Annotated in this window: 14 protein-coding genes; 12 read left to right on the plus strand and 2 right to left on the minus strand. The window is 74.1% G+C overall.

Features of this window, described 5'->3' with window-relative positions:
- Positions 1–136 precede the first annotated feature (136 nt).
- Positions 137–601, plus strand: a complete 465-nt coding sequence (rbfA, locus tag KIN34_RS15825; protein ID WP_214352894.1) for a 30S ribosome-binding factor RbfA — start codon at positions 137–139, stop codon at positions 599–601.
- A gap of 77 nt (positions 602–678) precedes the next feature.
- Here rbfA and KIN34_RS15830 read toward each other — a convergent pair whose 3' ends face one another.
- Positions 679–2235, minus strand: a complete 1557-nt coding sequence (locus KIN34_RS15830; protein WP_214352896.1) for an MFS transporter — start codon at positions 2233–2235, stop codon at positions 679–681.
- Between the two features lie 87 nt (positions 2236–2322).
- Between KIN34_RS15830 and KIN34_RS15835 the strand changes: the two genes are divergently transcribed.
- From KIN34_RS15835 to KIN34_RS15870, 8 genes are all read left to right on the plus strand, one after another.
- Positions 2323–2928: a TetR/AcrR family transcriptional regulator gene (locus KIN34_RS15835; protein WP_237689898.1), complete on the plus strand. Its 606-nt coding sequence runs from the start codon at positions 2323–2325 to the stop codon at positions 2926–2928.
- Positions 2925–3896 carry a tRNA pseudouridine(55) synthase TruB gene (gene truB / locus KIN34_RS15840; RefSeq protein ID WP_214352898.1) on the plus strand — a complete coding sequence of 324 codons (972 nt, stop codon included), beginning with the start codon at positions 2925–2927 and terminating at the stop codon, positions 3894–3896. Before KIN34_RS15835 ends, truB begins: the two co-directional genes overlap by 4 nt.
- Before the next feature lie 166 nt (positions 3897–4062).
- A complete protein-coding gene (locus tag KIN34_RS15845; protein WP_214352900.1) occupies positions 4063–7704 on the plus strand; it encodes a glycoside hydrolase family 9 protein in 3642 nt (1213 codons plus the stop codon).
- Between the two features lie 128 nt (positions 7705–7832).
- Positions 7833–8855, plus strand: coding sequence for a bifunctional riboflavin kinase/FAD synthetase (locus KIN34_RS15850; RefSeq protein WP_214352902.1), 1023 nt, complete (start codon positions 7833–7835; stop codon positions 8853–8855).
- Between the two features lie 167 nt (positions 8856–9022).
- Positions 9023–10114 carry a CAP domain-containing protein gene (locus tag KIN34_RS16945; RefSeq protein WP_214352904.1) on the plus strand — a complete coding sequence of 364 codons (1092 nt, stop codon included), beginning with the start codon at positions 9023–9025 and terminating at the stop codon, positions 10112–10114.
- Between the two features lie 141 nt (positions 10115–10255).
- Complete coding sequence (gene rpsO, locus KIN34_RS15860) at positions 10256–10525, plus strand: 30S ribosomal protein S15 (protein ID WP_214352905.1); 270 nt, start codon at positions 10256–10258, stop codon at positions 10523–10525.
- 266 nt (positions 10526–10791) lie between these two features.
- Positions 10792–13044 carry a polyribonucleotide nucleotidyltransferase gene (locus tag KIN34_RS15865; RefSeq protein WP_214352906.1) on the plus strand — a complete coding sequence of 751 codons (2253 nt, stop codon included), beginning with the start codon at positions 10792–10794 and terminating at the stop codon, positions 13042–13044.
- Position 13045: 1 nt separating this feature from the next.
- Positions 13046–14389, plus strand: a complete 1344-nt coding sequence (locus tag KIN34_RS15870; protein ID WP_214352907.1) for a M16 family metallopeptidase — start codon at positions 13046–13048, stop codon at positions 14387–14389.
- An 82-nt stretch (positions 14390–14471) separates the two neighbouring features.
- Here the strand turns inward: KIN34_RS15870 and KIN34_RS15875 are convergent, their stop codons facing one another.
- Positions 14472–17621: a S8 family serine peptidase gene (locus KIN34_RS15875; protein ID WP_214352908.1), complete on the minus strand. Its 3150-nt coding sequence runs from the start codon at positions 17619–17621 to the stop codon at positions 14472–14474.
- Positions 17622–17847: 226 nt separating this feature from the next.
- On the opposite strand from KIN34_RS15875, the gene KIN34_RS15880 reads away from it, so the two are divergent.
- The 3 genes from KIN34_RS15880 to KIN34_RS15890 are packed head-to-tail and all read left to right on the plus strand — an operon-like array spanning position 17848 to position 20000.
- Positions 17848–18717 carry a hypothetical protein gene (locus KIN34_RS15880; RefSeq protein WP_214352909.1) on the plus strand — a complete coding sequence of 290 codons (870 nt, stop codon included), beginning with the start codon at positions 17848–17850 and terminating at the stop codon, positions 18715–18717.
- A 60-nt stretch (positions 18718–18777) separates the two neighbouring features.
- Positions 18778–19533 carry a 4-hydroxy-tetrahydrodipicolinate reductase gene (dapB, locus tag KIN34_RS15885; protein WP_214352910.1) on the plus strand — a complete coding sequence of 252 codons (756 nt, stop codon included), beginning with the start codon at positions 18778–18780 and terminating at the stop codon, positions 19531–19533.
- A 5-nt stretch (positions 19534–19538) separates the two neighbouring features.
- Positions 19539–20000, plus strand: coding sequence for a hypothetical protein (locus tag KIN34_RS15890; protein WP_214352912.1), 462 nt, complete (start codon positions 19539–19541; stop codon positions 19998–20000).
- Positions 20001–20007: the final 7 nt, after the last annotated feature.

Below are 20007 nucleotides of genomic sequence, written 5' to 3' on the forward strand. Positions count from 1 at the left end.
AGGTGGCGGCGGGCCTACCGCGGGCCTAGCGGCCCGTGCCAGGCCCACCACGGCCCGCCGCCACCTCTCTGCGGCCGCCCTCGTGGATCGTCGTCCCGTCATCCCCGCGGTGGTGGGTCTGAGAGGAGCACTGTTCATGGCTGACACCGGACGGGCGCGGAAGCTGGCTGAGCGGGTTCAGCAGGTGGTCGCGCAGATGCTGGACACGCGGGTCAAGGACCCGCGCCTCGGGTTCGTGACCGTGACCGACGTGCGCGTCACGGGCGACCTGCAGCACGCGGACGTGTACTACACGGTCCTCGGCGACGACGAGGCCCGGGCGGACAGCGCCAAGGCGCTCGAGTCGGCCAAGGGCATCATCCGCTCCGAGGTCGGGCGGCAGACGGGCATCCGGCTCACGCCGACGCTCGCCTTCCACCTCGACGCCGTGCCGGAGACGGCGGCGCACCTCGAGGAGGCGCTCGCGCTCGCGGCTCGTCGGGACGCGGAGGTGCAGCGCCTCGCCGCCCAGGCCTCCTACGCGGGCGAGGCCGACCCGTACCGTCGGCCGGACGACGAGCAGGACGAGCAGAGCGACCAGCGCGGCGACGACCAGCGCTGAGCGTGCCGCGCCGGGCTGGTACCGGCACGTAGGGCGGCCCCGACCACACGGTCGGGGCCGCCTCACGTCGTCCGGGCTCAGCGCGTCGCCACGAGCTCCTCGTCGCCGCGCGTGCTCGGGCCCGCCGCGGCGGCCGGCCCGGTGCCGGCCTCGTCGGCCCCGCCGACCGCCGTGTCGAGACCCGTGCCGAGACCTGTGCCGGGACCTGTGCCGGCGCCCCCCAGGCGGCCGGTGCCGCGCGGCATGAAGGCCGCCACGACCGCGCCGAGGCCGACGACCGCGGCTCCGACGAACGCCGCCGGCCGCAGGCCCTGGGCGTACCCGTCGGGCGTGAGCGTGCCGTCCGCGGCCTGGAACACGGCCACGATGACGGCCACGCCGATCGCGCCGCCGACCTCGCGGATCGTGGAGTTCACCGAGCTCGCGGTGCCGTGGTCGGTGGGCACCACGTCGGCCAGGACGGCGGTCGCGGAGGGCGCGAAGGTCAGGCCCATGCCGATGCCCGCCAGGGCGAGACCCGGCACGACGTCGCCGTAGACCGTGGCGTCGCCGATGACCGAGGCCATCCACGCGAGACCCGCGCCCTGCAGGGCGAGCCCGGCGGTGAGCAGGGGCCGCACGCCCAGGCGCGGGGCGAGCATGCCCGCGACGGGCGCGACGAGCATGGGCGCGGCGGTCCAGGGCAGCGTGCGCAGCCCGGCCTCGAGCGGGCTGTAGCCCATGGCGACCTGGAAGTACTGCGACAGGACGAACACCGTGCCGAACACGCCGACCGAGAACAGGAAGGCGCTGCCGTTGGCGACGGTGAAGGAGCGGATGCGGAACATCTTCAGCGGGACGAGCGGGTGGTCGGTGCGGGACTCGCGCCGCAGGAAGCCGACGAGCAGCAGGACACCGGCCGCCAGGGCGCCGACCACGCGGGCCGAGCCCCAGCCCTCGTCGTTCCCGTTGACGACGGCCCACACGACCGCGAGCACGCCGCCGCCCGCCAGGAGCAGCCCGGGGACGTCGATCCGTTGCCGGCGGCCGTACGACTCGGGCAGCGCGCGCAGGACCAGCGGCACGGCGACGATCGCGACGGGCACGTTGATCCAGAAGATCGCCTCCCAGGAGATCCCCTCGACGACGGCGCCGCCGATCACGGGTCCGAGCGCCACGCCGACTCCGGAGACCGCGCCCCAGATGCCGATCGCCATGGCGCGCCGTGCGGGCGGCACGGCGGCGGCCAGCAGCGTGAGCGACAGCGGCATGATCGCCGCCGCACCCGCGCCCTGGACGGTGCGCGCGGCGATCAGCATCTCCGGGGTGGTGGACAGCGCCGAGGCGATCGACGCGAGCGCGAACAGCACGATGCCGGCGACGAAGACGCGGCGGCGGCCGAGCCGGTCGCCGAGGGTGGCTGCGGCGATCATGAGCGACGCGAAGGACAGCGTGTAGGCGTTGACCATCCACTGCAGCTCCTGCAGCGACGCCGAGAGCTCGGTGTGCAGCACCGGGAGCGCGGTCGTCATCACGAGGTTGTCCAGCGTGGCCATGAACATCGGCAACGACGCCGCGAGGAGCGCGACGGCGGTCGGGACGGGCCGCAGGCGGCGGCCGGACGCCGGTGGGGCGTCGAGTGGGGGCGCGGTCATGAGGGCTCCTGCAGGTGTCGAGGCAAGTTGGCATTGAGTGATTACTAACAACAGCGACCGTAGGCATCGGCTGATAACCTGTCAACCATGGCGACCGGAGCAGCGGTGACGGCGGGCACGACGACGGGTGGGCGCGTGCCGGCCCGGATGTCGGGTGACGAGCGGCGCGAGCAGATCCTCGCCGCGGCGCGCCGGGTCTTCGCGGAGGGTGGCTACGCCGCGACCACCGACGAGGTCGCCCGCGCGGCCCACGTCTCGCAGCCCTACGTGGTGCGGCTCTTCGGGTCGAAGCGCGACCTGTTCCTCGAGGTGTACCGCCAGGCGGCGGACACGGTGGTCTCCACCCTGACGGCGGCGGCCGCGGTGCCGGGCGCGACCAAGGAGTCGATGGGTCAGGCCTACCTGGCGCTCATCGAGGACCGCGACCTGCTGCGCCTGCTGATGCACGGCTTCATCGCGAGCGCGGACGACGAGGTCGGGCGGGTCGCGCGGCACTGCCTGGGGGAGTCCTACCGGCTGTACGTGGAGCGCACCGGGGCGAGCGACGACGAGGCCCGGCAGTTCGTGGCGTTCGGGATGCTCCTGAACGTCCTGATCGCGGTGGACGCCGAGGCGCACCGGGGCGAGGACGCCGGGATGGACGGGCTCGTCGAGTGCGTCGCCCTGACCGCGCGTCGCCAGGCCCAGGCGTGAGCGCGGCGGCCGGCCCGTACGGAGCGCGTGCGGAGGGCCGGGCACCCGCGGCCCGCCGGCCCACCGCGGCGGACGGTTTCGTCGTCGTCGACAAGCCCCAGGGCCTGACGAGCCACGACGTCGTCGCGCGGATGCGCCGGCTGGCGGGGACGCGGAAGGTCGGTCACGCGGGCACGCTGGACCCGATGGCGACCGGGGTCCTGGTCGTCGGCATCGGCCGGGCCACGAGGCTGCTCACGTACGTCGTCGGTGCGGACAAGGAGTACCTCGCGACCGTCAGGCTCGGCGTCGCCACGAGCACGGAGGACGCGGAGGGTGAGGTCGTCGCCACCACGGACGCGTCGGGCGTCGCCGACGACGACCTGCGCGCGGCGGCCGCGGCGCTCACCGGTGACCTCATGCAGGTGCCGAGCGCGGTCTCGGCGATCAAGGTGGACGGCCGGCGGGCGTACGCCCGGGTGCGGGCGGGGGAGGACGTGACCCTCGCGGCGCGCCCCGTGACGGTGGCCGAGCTCGAGGTGCGTGACGTCCGGACCACGCGGGTGGAGGGCGTGCCGGTCCGCGACGTGGACCTGCGCGTCGTCGTCTCGTCGGGCACGTACGTCCGCGCGCTCGCGCGCGACCTCGGCGACGCGCTCGGCGTCGGCGGGCACCTCACGGCGCTGCGGCGCACGCGGGTCGGCGGGTACCGCGTGGACGGGGCGCGCACGCTCGAGGAGCTCGGGCGGACGCCGGACGACGTCACGCTGACGGTCACCCCGCTCGCGGACGCCGCGCGCGCCACGTTCGCGGTCCGCGAGCTGACCGAGCCCGAGGCGCGGGCGCTCGGCTACGGGCAGGCGATCGGCATCCGCGGGGAGGCGTCCGACGAGGTCGTGGCGGCGATCGCGCCCGACGGCGGGCTGGTCGCCCTCCTGCAGGACCGCGACGGCAAGGCACGCCCCGTGCTGGTGCTCGCGCCGGCCTGACCGGGCGGCGGACGACCTCCGGGGCGAAAGGGATTGCTTAAACGATTTTGGTCGCTCGGAACCGGTTCCGGACCCGCGCGACGACGACTACGTTGCGCACAGCAGCGACGATCGGGCGTCGTGTCCGCGCTCGTGGGAGTGCTGCACCACCTCCTGAGGAGACAGCGTGGTTTCCTTCCAGCTCCATCGGCGTGCCCCCGGGCGCGCCGTCCGCCCTCACCCCGCACGCACGGTGCTCGTCGGCGGCGTCGCCGCGGGAGCGCTCGTCGTCGGCGTCCTGGCGGCACCTCTCGCCTCCGCGGCGCCGATCGACCAGGTGCACGACTTCTCCGACGGCCCGCAGGGCTGGTACAGCTACCCCGACACCGCCCCGTCCTCGGTGGTCGACGGCGAGTACTGCGTGGTCGTCCCTGGCGGCAGCGCCAACCCCTGGGACATCGCGATCCAGCACGACGGCCTGACGTTCGAGGCCGGGACGGACCTCACCGCCTCGTTCCGCGCGCACGCGACGGCCGACGTCTCGGTCAACCTGCGCGCGGGCACGGGCTGGCCGGACGACGTCGCGTCGACGGTCGCCGTGACGACCGTGGCGCAGGACTTCGCCTTCAGCTGGGAGCCCGGCTTCAGCGGCGACGGGAACGTGTCCTTCCAGCTCGGCGGGAAGTCCGCCGACTACACGCTGTGCCTCGACGACTTCTCGATCAGCGGGGCGCAGGAGCTGGTCCCGGACACGAGCTTCGACGGCGTGCTGCCCGAGGGCTGGACCAACGAGGGCTGGACGGTCACGTCCGAGCCGGGAGACGGCGAGCCGCTGTGCTTCGAGGTCCCCGGGACCTCGGGCACGTACTCCGGCCTGGTGCTGAACGGGCTGCCGATCGAGGAGGGCGGGAACTACGAGCTGCGCTACACCGCCAGCGCGAGCAACGGCGCGACGATCCGGACCGTGGTGGGCGAGAACGCCGCACCGTGGCGCACCGCGTTCGTCGACAGCACGGAGCTGTCCACCGAGCTGACGGAGCACGTCCTGCCGTTCACCTCGGGCGTGACGTTCCCGGCGCAGTCGTCGGACCCGGCGGTGGGCGTGGGGCAGGTGGCGCTCCAGATGGGCGACCGCGGTGACTTCACGTTCTGCATCACGAGCCTGTCGCTGCGGAAGGTCGCGACCCCGCCGCCGGCGTACGAGCCGGACACCCGGGGGCCGGTGCGCGTGAACCAGGTCGGGTACCTGACGAACGGGCCGAAGAGCGCGACCGTCGTGAGCGACGCGACGGACCCGCTGGCCTGGCAGCTGCAGGACGCCGACGAGCACGTGGTCGCCGAGGGCACCGCGACGCCGGCCGGCACCGACCCGACCTCCCAGCTCGCGGTGCAGACGATCGACTTCCGCGAGTTCACGACGCCCGGCGAGGGCTACACCCTCGTCGTCGGCGACGACCGCAGCGACCCGTTCGCGATCGGCGCGGACCTGTACGACCAGCTGCGCTACGACGCGCTGAACTACTACTACCCGGTGCGCTCGGGCATCGCGGTCGACGTGCCCGACGACACCTACGACCGTCCCGCCGGCCACGTCGACGGCCCCGACGGCGCGGTCAACAAGGGCGACGTGGACGTCGCGTGCCTCACCGCGGCGGACGACGGCGCGTCGTGGTCCTACGGCTCGTGGACGTGCCCCGAGGGCTACGCGCGCGACGTCGTCGGCGGCTGGTACGACGCGGGCGACCACGGCAAGTACGTGGTCAACGGCGGCATCTCGGTCGCCCAGCTCATGAGCCTGTACGAGCGCTCGCTGCACACCGACCACGCCACCGACGGCGCGCTCGCCGACGGCACGCTCGACGTGCCCGCCGACGAGAGCGGCAACGGCGTGCCGGACGTGCTCGACGAGTCGCGCTGGGAGCTCGAGTTCTTCCTCGCCATGCAGGTCCCGCAGGGCTCCGGCATGACGGTCTCGGCCGACGACGACCGCTCGCTCGACGGCCTGGTGCACCACAAGATCCACGACGTCGGCTGGACGGGCCTGGGGCTGCTGCCCTCGGCGGACCCGCAGCAGCGGCGCCTGCACCGGCCCTCGACGGCCGCGACGCTCAACGTCGCCGCCACGGCGGCGCAGGGCGCGCGGCTCTTCCGCGAGTACGACGCGGACTTCGCCGACCGGCTGCTCGAGGCGGCGCAGACCGCCTACGCCGCCGCCCAGCGCGTGCCCGACCTGTACGCACCGGCGTCCGCGGGCAGCAACGGCGGCGGTCCGTACGACGACACCGACGTGTCCGACGAGATGTACTGGGCGGCCGCCGAGCTCTACCTGACCACCGGCGACGACGAGTACGAGGCCGACGTGCTGGCCAGCGAGCACTCCGACGACGACATCTGGAGCCGCAGCGGGTTCAGCTGGGGCAGCGTCGCGGCGCTGGGCCGGCTCGACCTCGCGACCGTGCCGAGCGACCTGCCCACCCGCGACGAGGTGCGGGCGTCCGTGGTCGAGGGCGCGGAGAAGTACCTGGGCTGGCAGGAGGCGGAGGCGTTCGGCACCGCCTACCCGGGCAGCGACGACGGCCAGTACGAGTGGGGCTCGAGCTCGAGCGTGCTCAACAACCAGGTGGTCCTCGCCACGGCGTACGACCTCACGGACGACCCCCGGTTCTCCGACGCCGTCGCGGAGTCGATGGACTACCTGCTGGGTCGCAACGCCCTGAACAACTCCTACGTGACGGGCTACGGGACGCAGTACTCGACGCACCAGCACAGCCGGTGGCTGGTCCCGCCGATGCCCGGCACGGTCTCGGGCGGACCCAACTCGCGGCGGGGCACGTGGGACCCGGTCATGAACACGCTCTACCCGGCGGGTCACGAGTGCGCACCCCAGGCGTGCTACGTCGACGACATCGAGGCGTGGTCGGTCAACGAGCTGACCATCAACTGGAACGCCCCGCTGTCCTGGGTCGCCTCGTTCCTCGCCGACCTGGGTGAGGGCGTCGCGCCGCAGGCGCCGGCGTTCACCCAGCAGCCGCACGGCGTCACGGTGGCGCTGGGTGCCACCGCGACGTTCACGGTGCAGGTCACGGGGACGCCGACGCCCACGGTCGCGTGGCAGTGGCGCACGGGTGCCGGCACGTGGCAGACGATCCCGCGGGCGACGGGTACGACGCTCTCGGTCGTCGCGTCGGCCGCCACCGACGGCCGGCAGTACCGCGCGGTGCTCACGAGCACGGCCGGCACCGCGACGAGCTCGGTCGCCACGCTCGTCGTGAAGGCCCAGCGGCCGGTGGTCACGAAGCACCCCACGTCGGCCTCCGCCGCCGTCGGCAGGTCGGTGACGCTGCGGGCGTCGGCGTCCGGGTACCCGACGCCGACGGTGCGCTGGCAGCTGCGCAAGCCGGGCTCGTCGTCCTGGAAGAACGTCGCCGGGGGGACGAGGACCTGGCTGACGGTCAGGCTGAGCACCGCGAACACCGGCACGCAGTACCGCGCGGTGTTCACCAACCGCGGGGGGAGCGCGACGTCACGGGCAGCCACCGTGCGCCTCGCCCAGGCCGCCCCGCGGTTCACGAGCCACCCGGCGAGCACCACGGTCCGGGCGGGTCAGAAGGCGACGTTCACCGTGACGGTCGCCGCGTACCCGAAGGCGACGTTGACCTGGTACGTCAGGACCAAGGGCAGCGCGAGCTGGAAGGCGGTCACCGGTGCCCGGTGGTCGACCCTCTCGGTCACGGCGACCCGGGCGCTCGACGGCGCGCAGTACCGCGCGGTCGCGCGCAGCTCGGCGGGGAGCGCGTGGTCCAAGGTCGCGACGCTGACGGTGCGGTGACGCTCCTCACGTCGACGTGGTGAACGGCGGCCCGGTGCGCAGCGCGCACCGGGCCGCCGTCGTCCCGGGCGTGTCCGCCCGGGGTGCGCGCACGACGCCGGTGGCCGCCCGGTGGCATGATCAGGCCCGTGCAGCGCTGGTCCGACCTCACCGACGTGCCCCCCGACCTCGGTCCCTCGGTCGTCACGATCGGCAACTTCGACGGCGTGCACCGTGGGCACGCGAGCGTCCTGCGCCGCATGGCGCTCGACGCGCAGGCGGCCGGGTGCACCTCGGTCGCGGTCACGTTCACGCCGCACCCCCTGCAGGTGCACCGGCCCGACGACGCGCCCCCGCTGCTGACCGGTGACGTCGACCGGCTCGACCTCCTGGAGGGCACGGGGCTCGACGCCGTGCTGCTCCTGCCCTACACGCTCGAGTTCGCCCGCCAGACGCCCGAGGAGTTCGTCGAGCGGTACCTCGTGGGGGCGCTGCACGCGCGGACCGTCGTCGTCGGCCGGGACGTGCGCTTCGGGTGGCAGAACTCGGGGGACCTGTCGACCATGGTCGCGCTCGGCGAGCGCTACGGGTTCGACGTCGAGGTGATCGACGACATCACGCCGTCGGCGACGGCCGACGAGGGCAGCGCGGAGGACGCCGCGGCGGACGCGCTGCGCCGGCGCTGGTCCTCGACGTGGGTGCGCGAGGCGCTCGCCGCCGGAGACGTGCGGCAGGCGGCCCGCGTGCTCGGGCGCCCGCACCGCATCCGCGGTCTCGTCGTGCACGGCGACGCGCGGGGGAGGGAGCTCGGGTTCCCCACGGCGAACCTCGCGCAGGACGCGGCCGGCATGGTCCCGGCGGACGGCGTGTACGCGGGCTGGCTGCGCCGCACCCGGCACGCCGACGGCTCGCCCGTCGCGACCGACGACCCCGTCCTGCCCGCCGCGGTGTCCATCGGCACCAACCCCACGTTCGACGGCGTGCAACGGCGCGTCGAGGCGTACGTGCTCGACCGCACGGACCTCGACCTGTACGACGAGGAGGTCGTGCTGGACCTCGTCGAGCGGCTGCGGCCGACGCTGCGCTTCGACTCGGTGGACGAGCTGCTCACGCAGATGCACGCGGACGTCGCGCGGGTGCGCGAGGTGCTCGAGGGCGCCGCCTCGGCGTAGGGTGCCGCGTCCCGACGCGGCCGGCTCGGGCGGCGCCCCGTGCGCGCCCGCCGGGGCGGCCCCGCGGATCGTCCGCAAACCGGACGATCCGTACCCCTCAGGTCTCCGGGGCCCCCTGCCGATGAACCCGGCAGAGGCTCGTCCGCGCCCGTCCCGGAGGTCAGACCGTGCTCGTCCGTCCCGCCCCCTCGCTGCGCCGTCCCGTGCGCTCGCTCGTCGTCGCGTCCCTCGCCGTCGCCACCGTGGTCGCGCTGGCCCAGGCCCCCGCGCAGGCGGAGGACGCCGGTGCGCCGGGCACGCAGGTGGGTGCGGCACCGACGGCCCCGACGGCCTCGGCGGCTCCCGGCACGGCGACGTCCTCCGGGACCGCGGCCGGTGGCGACCTCGTCACCGCGGGCACGGCGGACCGCGTGCCGAGCAAGGCGTGGGTGAGCTCGCTCTGGCGCAAGACGCTCGAGCCCTCGCTCGCCGTGCCCGTCGGCTGGACCGGGAGCGAGCAGGCCTGCTCGGCGGGGCAGGAGTCGTCGGCGTCGCGGGCCGCGACGCTGCGCACCATCAATGCGATGCGCAAGCTCGTCCAGCTCGACCCGGTCCGGTTCGACGCCGACGCGAACGTGCGGGCGCGCAAGGCGGCGCTGATCATGAGCGCGAACGACACGCTGACCCACAGCCCGTCGTCGAGCATGTCCTGCTGGTCCAGCGACGGCCAGAAGGCCGCCGGCCAGTCCAACCTGGCGCTCGGCATCGGCGGAGCGCGGTCGATCGCGCTCTACATGGCCGACCCCGGGCAGTACAACACCGCCGCGGGGCACCGGCGCTGGATCCTCAACCCCACGACCACCGTCATGGCCACCGGGTCCACCCAGGACGCGAACGCGCTGACGGTCTTCGGCCTCGGGACCTCCGACGCGCAGGCACGGCCGCAGTTCCTCGAGTGGCCCGCGCGCGGCTGGTTCCCCGCCGAGCTCGAGCCCGACGGCCGCTGGTCGCTCTCCGCCTCGAACCGGTACGTGTCGTTCGCACGCGCGTCGGTCAGCGTGCGGCTCGTCGACGGCAAGGGCCGGCTGGTGCGGCAGCTCCCGGTGACGGTCGTCTCGCGGGACGACCGCGGCTACGGCCCGAACACCGTGGTGTTCCAGGTCGGGCGCGTGGCGATCCCGAAGGCGTCGGCGGTCAAGGCCTACCGCGTGAGCGTGCGCGGCATCTCGGGTGGTGCTGCCTCGTCGTACTCTTACACGGTGCGCCTGTTCCACCCGTGACCTCCGCCTGTGACGTGCACCCCCGTGACCGGGGCCCCGGCCCGGGCTGGTAGAGTCGTGGGGCCGTCTGATCGGCCGCGGAACCAGAGAGCCCGGGTGGACAAGCCCCGGAGCACCGCGCAACGAGTCACAAGGAGAGCCGTGTCCCTCGACGCTGCCACCAAGCAGGCCATCATGACCGAGTACGCCACCCACGAGGGCGACACCGGTTCCCCCGAGGTCCAGATCGCTGTCCTGACGCAGCGCATCAAGGACCTGACCGAGCACCTCAAGGAGCACAAGCACGACCACCACAGCCGCCGCGGCCTGCTGCTGCTCGTCGGTCGTCGTCGTCGCCTGCTCGGCTACCTGCAGAAGATCGACATCAACCGCTACCGCTCGCTGATCGAGCGTCTCGGTCTGCGTCGCTGACCTCCCGGACCAGCCCGGATCCCTGCGGGGGTCCGGGCTGGTCCGCTTGTCGGGCCGCGCGTCGCGTGCACGGCCCGCCGGCACCGGGCAGGATTCCTCCCGGTGCCGCAAGCACCACCTCAGCACCACCCCAGCACCACGAAGCACCATCCACCGCGTCGGTCCGCCAGTCCGGTCCTCGGTAGTGGCCCCCGGAGCACGCTCCGTGAGCCTCGATCGAAGACCGCCCGGCCCGGCCGGCGCCTTCGAGAGCAAGGAGGGCACCCGTGGAGGGTCCCGAGATCCAGTTCGCCGAGGCCGTGATCGACAACGGTCGCTTCGGCACCCGCACCGTCCGCTTCGAGACGGGCCGCCTGGCCAAGCAGGCCGCCGGCGCTGCCGCCGCCTACCTGGACGGCGACACGATGCTGCTGTCGGCCACCACGGCCGGCAAGCACCCCAAGGAGCAGTTCGACTTCTTCCCGCTGACGATCGACGTCGAGGAGCGGCAGTACGCCGCGGGCAAGATCCCCGGCTCGTTCTTCCGTCGCGAGGGCCGCCCCTCGACCGAGGCGATCCTGGCGTGCCGCCTGGTCGACCGCCCGCTGCGCCCCCTGTTCGTCAAGGGCCTGCGCAACGAGGTCCAGGTCGTCATCACCGTCCTGGCGATCCACCCGGACGACGCGTACGACGTTCTGGCCATCAACGCCGCGTCGATCTCGACGCAGCTGTCCGGCCTGCCGTTCTCCGGCCCGGTCGGCGGCGTGCGCATCGCGCTGGTCGACGGCCAGTGGGTGGCGTTCCCGCGCTACTCCGAGCGTGAGCGCGCGACGTTCGACATGGTCGTCGCCGGCCGCGTCGTCGAGAACGCCGCGGGCGAGAGCGACGTCGCGATCGCGATGATCGAGGCCGAGGCGCCCGAGAAGTCGTGGAACCTCATCAAGAACGAGGGCGGCCAGGCGCCGACCGAGGAGATCGTCGCGCAGGGCCTCGAGGCGGCGAAGCCGTTCATCAAGGTCCTGGTCGAGGCGCAGGCCGAGCTCGCCGCGAAGGCCGCCAAGGAGACCCAGGTCTTCCCGACGTTCCCGGACTACCAGGACGACGCGTACGCCGCGGTCGAGGCCGCCTCGTCGGCCCGTCTGGGCGAGGCGCTGAGCATCGCGGACAAGCAGACCCGCGAGGGCCGCCTGGACGAGATCAAGGCCGAGGTCCTCGGCGAGCTCGCCGAGCAGTTCGCGGGCCGCGAGAAGGAGCTCTCCGCCGCGTACCGCTCGGTGCAGAAGAAGCTCATCCGCCAGCGCATCCTCACCGACGGGTTCCGCATCGACGGCCGTGGCCTGCGGGACATCCGCACGCTCTCGGCCGAGGTCGAGGTCCTGCCCCGCGTGCACGGCTCGGCGCTGTTCGAGCGCGGCGAGACCCAGATCCTGGGCGTCACCACGCTGAACATGCTCCGGATGGAGCAGCAGCTCGACACGCTCTCCCCGGAGACGCGCAAGCGCTACATGCACAACTACAACTTCCCGCCCTACTCGACCGGTGAGACGGGGCGCGTGGGCTCGCCCAAGCGCCGCGAGATCGGTCACGGCGCGCTCGCCGAGCGGGCGCTCATGCCGGTCCTGCCGAGCCGCGAGGAGTTCCCCTACGCGATCCGTCAGGTCTCCGAGGCGCTGGGCTCCAACGGCTCGACGTCGATGGGCTCGGTCTGCGCCTCGACCCTCTCGCTGCTCAACGCCGGTGTGCCGCTGCGCGCGCCGGTCGCGGGCATCGCGATGGGCCTGGTCTCCGACACCGTGGACGGTGAGACGCGCTACGCCGCCCTCACCGACATCCTGGGTGCCGAGGACGCGTTCGGTGACATGGACTTCAAGGTCGCCGGGACGCGCGAGTTCGTCACGGCGATCCAGCTCGACACCAAGCTCGACGGCATCCCCGCCTCGGTGCTCGGTGGCGCGCTCACGCAGGCCAAGGAGGCGCGTCTCGCGATCCTCGACGTCATCGCCGAGGCGATCGACGTGCCCGACGAGATGAGCCCGTTCGCCCCGCGCGTCATCACGGTGAAGGTCCCGGTCGACAAGATCGGCGAGGTCATCGGCCCGAAGGGCAAGATGATCAACCAGATCCAGGAGGAGACCGGCGCCGACATCTCCATCGAGGACGACGGCACGGTCTACATCGGCGCGACCGACGGTCCGTCGGCCGAGGCGGCGCGGGCCGCGATCAACGCGATCGCGAACCCGCACATGCCCGAGGTCGGCGAGCGCTTCGTCGGGACCGTCGTCAAGACGACCACCTTCGGTGCGTTCGTCTCGCTGTCGCCGGGCAAGGACGGTCTGCTGCACATCAGCCAGATCCGCAAGCTCGTCGGCGGCAAGCGCGTCGAGAACGTCGAGGACGTCCTGGCCATCGGCCAGAAGGTCCAGGTCGAGATCGGCGAGATCGACCCGCGCGGCAAGCTGTCGCTGCACGCCGTCGTGGACGACGCAGGCGAGGCGGCGCCGGCCGACTCGTCCGACGCGCCGGCTCCGGCCGACGCCTGACGTGCCGCTCGACCTCCCGCTCGTGCGCCAGGGACTCCCTGGCGCCGAGCAGGCCGCCGGGCAGGACGGCGACGCCCACGTGCGTCGCTCGGTCCTGCCCGGCGGGGTCCGCGTCCTGACCGAGCACATGCCCGGTCTGCGCTCGGCGACCGTCGGCGCGTGGGTCGGCGTCGGCTCGCGTGACGAGGAGTCGGGCCACTTCGGCTCCACGCACTTCCTCGAGCACCTGCTCTTCAAGGGCACCGCCCGGCGCACCGCCATGGACATCGCCGAGGCGTTCGACGAGGTCGGGGGCGAGGCGAACGCCGCCACCGGCAAGGAGCACACGTGCTACTACGCGCGCGTGCTCGACACCGACCTGCCCATGGCGGTCGACGTGATCGCCGACATGGTGACCTCCGCGCGCCTCGACGCCGACGAGCTCGAGACCGAGCGCGGCGTGATCCTCGAAGAGCTCGCGATGAACGACGACGACCCGAGCGACGTGGTGCACGAGCAGTTCGCGACCGCGGTGCTCGGCGAGCACCCGCTCGGCCGCCCCATCGGCGGCACGCCGGACACGATCCGTGCGGTCCCGCGGGACGCGGTGTGGGAGCACTACCGCTGGCACTACCGGCCCGAGACGCTCGTCGTGAGCGCCGCGGGCGGGGTCGACCACGACCAGCTCTGCGCGCAGGTGTCCGACGCGCTCGCCGCGGGCGGCTGGGACCTGTCCGGCGAGGGATCGCCGCGGGGACGGCGCGCACCGGCGCGCGGCCTCGACGCGGGGGAGCAGGGCCTGCCCGCGGTCGGGGCCGAGCGGTCCGTCCGCCGGCACACCGAGCAGGCCAACGTCGTCGTGGGCTGCACGTCGCTCACCGCGACCGACGACCGACGGTTCACCCTCTCCGTGCTGAACGCGGTGCTGGGCGGCGGCATGTCGTCGCGCCTGTTCCAGGAGGTGCGCGAGAAGCGCGGCCTGGCGTACTCCACGTACTCGTTCGCGTCGGGGCACTCGGACACGGGCGTCTTCGGCCTGTACGCCGGGTGCACCCCCGCGAAGGTCGACGAGGTCGTCGCGCTCATGGTCGCGGAGTGGGAGCGCCTCGCGGACGCCCCCATCACGTCCGCGGAGCTCGCCCGCTCCGTCGGGCAGCTGTCCGGCGGGCTGGTGCTCGGCATGGAGGACTCCGGCTCGCGGATGAGCCGCCTCGGCAAGGCCGAGCTGGTGCACGGCGAGCTGCTGAGCATCGACGAGTCGCTCGAGCGCGTGCGCGCCGTGACCGTCGAGGACGTCCAGGAGCTCGCGGCCGAGCTCGCGTCGCGGCCGCGCTCGGTCGTCCGGGTCGGCCCGTTCGGGGACTGAGTACCCCACACTCGCGCAGCAGAGCGCCCCGGTCCAGGAGGACCGGGGCGCTCCGGCGTGCCCACCCGTCACCGGGTGCGGGTCACGGGATCGACGTCCTGCTCTCGCACTGCGTGCTCGTGTCGGTCCCGGTGCCGCCCGAGCAGCTGTCGGTGCCGCCGCCGCCGTTGAGGGCGTCGTTCCCGGCCTCGCCGAACACCTTGTCGTCGCCCGCGTCACCGAAGGCCTTGTCGTTCCCGGTGCCGCCGCGCACGGTGTCGTTGCCGGTGCCCCCGCGCACGGTGTCGTTGTCGGCACCGCCCGTCACGACGTCGGTGTCGGCGCCGCCGTCGACGAAGTCGGCACCCGGGCCGGCGTCGACCGAGTCCTTGCCGTTGTAGGCGAGGATCCGGTCGTTGCCCGCGTCGCCGTACAGCTTGTCGCCGCCGAGGCTGCCGCGGATCTGGTCGTCGCCCGTGCCGCCCCGGATCGTGTCGGCACCGTCGTCGCCGTTGAGCGTGTCGTCGCCGGCGCCGCCCTGGATCGCGTCGTTGTCGGCACCGCCGCCGATGGTGTCGTTGCCGTCGTCACCGGTGAGGGTGTCCGCCCCGCCGCCGCCCAGGACCGCGTCGTTGCCGGCGCCCGCCCGCAGGACGTTGGGTCCCGACGAGCCCTGCAGCGTGTCGCTCTTCGACGAGCCGACCGCGTTCTCGACCTGCGAGAGCGTGTCCGTGCCCTCGCCGGTCGCGGCGCCGGTCGCGAGGTTGACCCGCACCGCCGTCAGCGACGCCGCGTAGGACACCGTGTCCGTCCCGTCGACCCCCAGGATCTGGTCGTCGCCCGTGCCGCCGACGAGCGTGTCGTCGCCGGTCCAGCCGTCGAGCCAGTCGTTGCCGGCGCCGCCGTCGATCGAGTCGCCGGTGTCGTCCGTCGAGCCGCCGCCGGGGTTGCCGAGCAGCGTGTCGTTGCCCGCCTCGCCGCCGATCGTGTCGGCGCCGGAGCCGCCGAATACCACGTCGTCGCCCTCGCCGCCGAGGATGCTGTCCGCACCCGCGTCGCCGCAGATCCGGTCGTTGCCGGCCAGACCGCGGATGACGTCGTCGCCCGCGCCCGCCACGATCACGTCGTTGCCGGCGGTGCCGGTCAGCGTGTCGTTGCCCGGAGTCCCGACCATCGTGGCCGCGACGCCCTGGCAGGTGGGCGGCGGACCGTTCTCGACGTGCAGGTTGAGCAGGCCGTTCGCGGCGGCGAACCCGTCCACCTTGATGCGGTAGGTCGTGCCGCCGTTGACCGGGAACGTGACCAGGCTGCGGGCGCCCGTGCCGGAGTCGTCGTCCCAGGCGAGCGGCGTCAGGGTGGCGAGCGAGCCGCCCGTGTACACGGCGAGCGTGGTGTCGAACGTCGTGACGCTCGTGCCGTTGTCCTCGGTCGAGATCGTCGCGGTCCCCGTCGTCGCCGGGGTCCAGCGCCACCACACGCCGTTGTCGAGGCTGAACGGTCCCGGCTCACCGGGCTCCGTGTCCGAGCAGACGGTGAAGTCGAAGTCGTTGAACGGACCGTTGCCGGACAGGGCCTCGGCGCTCGCGAAGTCGTTGTTGTTGACCGTGCGGGTCGCCGCGTCGAGCACGTTGATCCGCTTGCGGGTGACCCCGGCCCGGGTCACGTTCACGCCGGTCGCGTCGAGGTTCGCCGCGGCGGCCGCGTTCGTGATGGGCACCCCGTTGCCGTCGACGCACTCACGCAGGAGCGCGAACGCCCCGGCCACGTGCGGCGCGGCCATCGACGTGCCGTCCTTGAACCCGTGGTTGTCGCCGGTCGGGACCGGCGCGTCGATCGAGACGCCCGGGGCCCACCAGCGCAGGTCGGAGGTGGAGTTGGTGAAGGACGCCGGGACGTCGCCGTCCGTCGTCGCACCGATCGCGAAGCCCGTGGTGAGGCAGCCCGGGAAGCTCATCCCGGCCGAGCTCCCGTTGTTGCCCGCCGCGACGACCACCGCGACGCCCTGGCCCTGCAGCAGCGAGAACCAGGTGTTGGTGCTCGGGTTGGTGGCGGCGCACGCCGCGTCCCCGGGGGCGAACACCGCGTTGGTGCCGATGCTCAGGTTCACCGAGACGATCCGGGGGTTGGTCGAGGTCTTGAGCGCGAAGACGCGCGCGAGCGCGTTGTTGATCGCCGAGAACTGCGCGGTCCAGCGCGCGCTCGACGGGTTGTCCTGCGCGACCTTGATCGCGACCACGCCGGCGCCGCGGGCGACGCCCTCGTGACCACCGGTGAACATGCCGCCGGCGGCGATGCCGGCGACGTGCGTGCCGTGGTCGCAGTCGTTCGAGTGGGTGCACTCGTCGGCCGAGCCCGCCGCGGTGGAGGAGTTCGTGCCACCGGGGCACGACGAGTCCGTCACGAAGCAGGCCTGCGAGACGATCCGGCCGGTGAAGGCGTTGTGCTGGTTGTCGACGCCGGAGTCGATGATCGCGACCTGGTAGCCACCCGCGCCGCCCTCGAAGTTGTTGCCGAGCACGCCCGCGGTGTTGAGCAGGTCGGAGTCGATGACGCCGGTGCTGGTGGCCAGGTCGGCCTGGGCCGAGCCGTCGATCGTGACCGAGCCGACGCCCGGGTCGTCGAGCAGCGCGTCGAGCCCGTCCTCGGTGACGGTCCAGACGCCGGCCGGGAGCAGCGGGTCGAGGCCCTCGAGGCGGGAGCCGGTGCCGGCGAGCGTCGCGGACAGTGCGGCCTGCGCCTCGTCGGTGCGCTCGTGCTGCGCGGCGAGCGCGGTGGCCGAGCGGAGGTCGGTCCGCAGGGCGCCCGCGGCGGTCACCGTGACCCGCGCGGTGCCGTGCGCGGTGATCGCGTCGCGGACCTTCGCCACCTGGGCGGGGTCGGGCGCGCTCGGCAGCGGGGCCACCGCGGGGAGCCGCCGGGGCGCCGCCACGTGCTGACCGGGCACGTCGGGCGTGGTGTAGCCGGGCGTCGGCACGGGGCCGGGGTCGGTGGTCTTGGGCTCGTCGGTCGCGGCGGCGTCCGCACCGGGCGTCTCGCCCGCGTGGTAGCCGACGTAGCCGTCGAACTCCGCCGCGGCGGGTCCGTCCTGCGGGTCCGCCGTGCGGACCGAGGGTGACGCCGCCGCGTCGGCGCGGACGGCGCCGGCCTGGGCCGCGACGCCTCCGCTGACGACGAGCGCGGCCGCGGCCGCGACGGCCACGACCGTCCGTCGCGCGTTCCTCCGATGACATTCGAGCTGGTAGCGCACGTTCATCGTGCACCTCCTCGGGCTGGCTCTCGCTCGACGGACCGTCGGGGCGGGCAGCGGTGGAGGGCCGCGACCCGTCCGGGCAGTTCGTCCATGGCGACTCACAGGAGCGGTCCGGAAGCCCCCACGGACCGGGACGAGTGACGCAGATCACTCAAAAGGGTGATTTCACCCGCTGACCGGCCCCGCCCGGGCCGTCCCCACGGGGCCTCGGGCGCGCGATGATGGGCACGTGAGCAACCACGCGGCGTTCCCTCAGCGCAGCTACCACCGGATCGAGCTCGCGGTCCCGGCGCTCGTGGAGCACGCCTGGGTCGTGCGCGACGCCGGCGGCGAGCGGGAGCTGCTCCTGCCGGACGGCCGCGGGCTGCTCCACCTCGTCGTGGGCGAGCCGGGCACCGTGGTGGACGCCCTCACCGGCGCGCGGCGCACCGACGGCGACGGCGTGCGTGGGCCCGCCACCCACGTGGCCGTGCGGGACCAACCGGGGCCGGCAGTCCGCCTCGGCGTCCAGCTGCACCCGCTCGCGATGTCCGCGCTGCGGGCCGGCGCGCCGGCCGCCCGGCTCGTCGCCCACGAGCACGGTGTGCGCGAGCTCCTCCCGGACGCGGTGACCGAGCACGCCCGGACGGCGCTGGGCGCGGGCGACGACGAACGGGCCGCACGGCTCGTCGTCGAGGCGCTGGTGGCGGCCGCCCGCTCGGGTGCGGCGGGACAGCCGAGCGGCGTGGACACCGGTCCCGACCGCGACCGGACGACGTTCGCCGAGGTCGTCGCGCACGTCGACGCGGAGCGCGGCCTCGTCGCCCCCGGTGACCTGGCCCGGGCGCAGGGCGTCACCGTCAGCGACCTGCACCGCTGGTCGGTGCGGTACCTCGGGGTCCCGCCCGAGGCCTACCTCGCGGCGGTGCGCTTCACGGGCTTCGTGCGCCAGGCCGTCGGGCCCGGCCCGGTGACGCCCGCCGACACCCTCGCCGCGCTGCGGTGGTACGCCCAGGCCGGGCAGCCGCCCCGCGAGGTCGAGCGGTTCACCGGGCTCACGCCGGTGGAGCTGCGGCGGGTGGAGGAGCGCGTCGAGGCCCTGGTGCCCAGCGGGGTCTGAGGTCCGCGGGCACGGGCCCGTGCGCGGCCGGGCCGCCGGTCGCGGCTAGGGTTGCTGCCCGTGAGCGAGCTGATCCGGGTGGCCGTGCTGGGCGCGGCGGGACGTATGGGCGCGACCGTGGTGCGGGCGGTGCAGGACGCGCCGGACCTGGAGCTGGTCGCGGCGCTGGACGCCGGGGACGACCTGGCCCGGGTGACCGCGGCCGGGGCGCACGTCGCGGTCGACTTCACGGTCCCGTCCGTGACCGAGGCGAACGTCCACGCGCTCGTCGACGCGGGCGTGCACGTCGTCGTCGGCACCACCGGGTGGGACGACGAGGCGCTCGCCCGGGTGCGCGACCACCTCGCGGACCGGCCCGGTGTCGGGGTCCTGGTCGCCCCCAACTTCGCGCTCGGTGCGGTCCTCACGATGCACTTCGCGCGGCAGGCGGCCCGCTGGTTCGAGTCGGTCGAGGTCGTCGAGCTGCACCACCCGGACAAGGTCGACGCGCCCTCGGGCACCGCGCGGCACACCGCGCAGGGCATCGCCGCGGCGCGGCGGGCCGCCGGGCTCGACGCGGTGCCGGACGCGACCACGCAGTCGCTGGACGGGGCACGCGGCGCGGACGTCGACGGCGTGCGCGTGCACGCCGTGCGGTTGCGCGGGCTCGTCGCGCACGAGGAGGTGCTGCTCGGGAACGCGGGGGAGCAGCTGACCATCCGGCACGACTCGTTCGACCGGGTCTCCTTCATGCCCGGCGTCCTGCTGGGGGTGCGCAGGGTGCCGGCCCGGCCCGGCCTCACCGTCGGGCTCGAGCACCTGCTCGACCTGGGCTGACGACCGTGGCCTCCTCCCGCTCGCGCGTCGTCGCGATCGCCGGCGCGGTCGCGGTCACCGGCCTGCTCGCGCTGTACGTGTGGCTGGTGGCGACCCGGGCGACGGCGCTGGTGCGCACCGGCGAGCCGGTCGCGGTCGCGCTGGGGCTCGCGCTGTGGGTGCTGCCGGTCCTCGTCGTGTGGTTGGTCTCCCGGGAGTGGCGCCTGGCCGTCTCGGTCCAGCGGATGGCCGACGAGCTCGCGGCGCAGGACGCCCTGCCCGTCGACGACCTGCCGCGCTCGCCGGGCGGCCGGATCGACCGGTCCGCGGCGCGTGCGGCGTTCGACGAGCACCGCGAGCGTGCCGAGCAGCATCCCGACGACTGGCGCTCGTGGTACCACCTGGCCTTCGCGTACGACGCCGCGGGGGACCGGCGCCGCGCCCGCGAGTCGCTGCGCCGCGCGAGCGCCCTGCACCGCGCGCGCTGAGCCGCGC

Origin of the sequence: Cellulomonas fulva, assembly GCF_018531375.1 — a bacterium.
Classification (GTDB): Bacteria; Actinomycetota; Actinomycetes; order Actinomycetales; family Cellulomonadaceae; genus Cellulomonas; species Cellulomonas fulva.

What these genes read in the sequence shown, in the direction of transcription:
- KIN34_RS15875 (WP_214352908.1), bottom strand. Translation starts at nt 17,621, where the DNA reads ATGAACGTGCGCTACCAGCTCGAATGTCATCGGAGGAACGCGCGACGG.
- KIN34_RS15835 (WP_237689898.1), top strand. Translation starts at nt 2,323, where the DNA reads ATGGCGACCGGAGCAGCGGTGACGGCGGGCACGACGACGGGTGGGCGC.
- KIN34_RS15830 (WP_214352896.1), bottom strand. Translation starts at nt 2,235, where the DNA reads ATGACCGCGCCCCCACTCGACGCCCCACCGGCGTCCGGCCGCCGCCTG.
- rbfA (WP_214352894.1), top strand. Translation starts at nt 137, where the DNA reads ATGGCTGACACCGGACGGGCGCGGAAGCTGGCTGAGCGGGTTCAGCAG.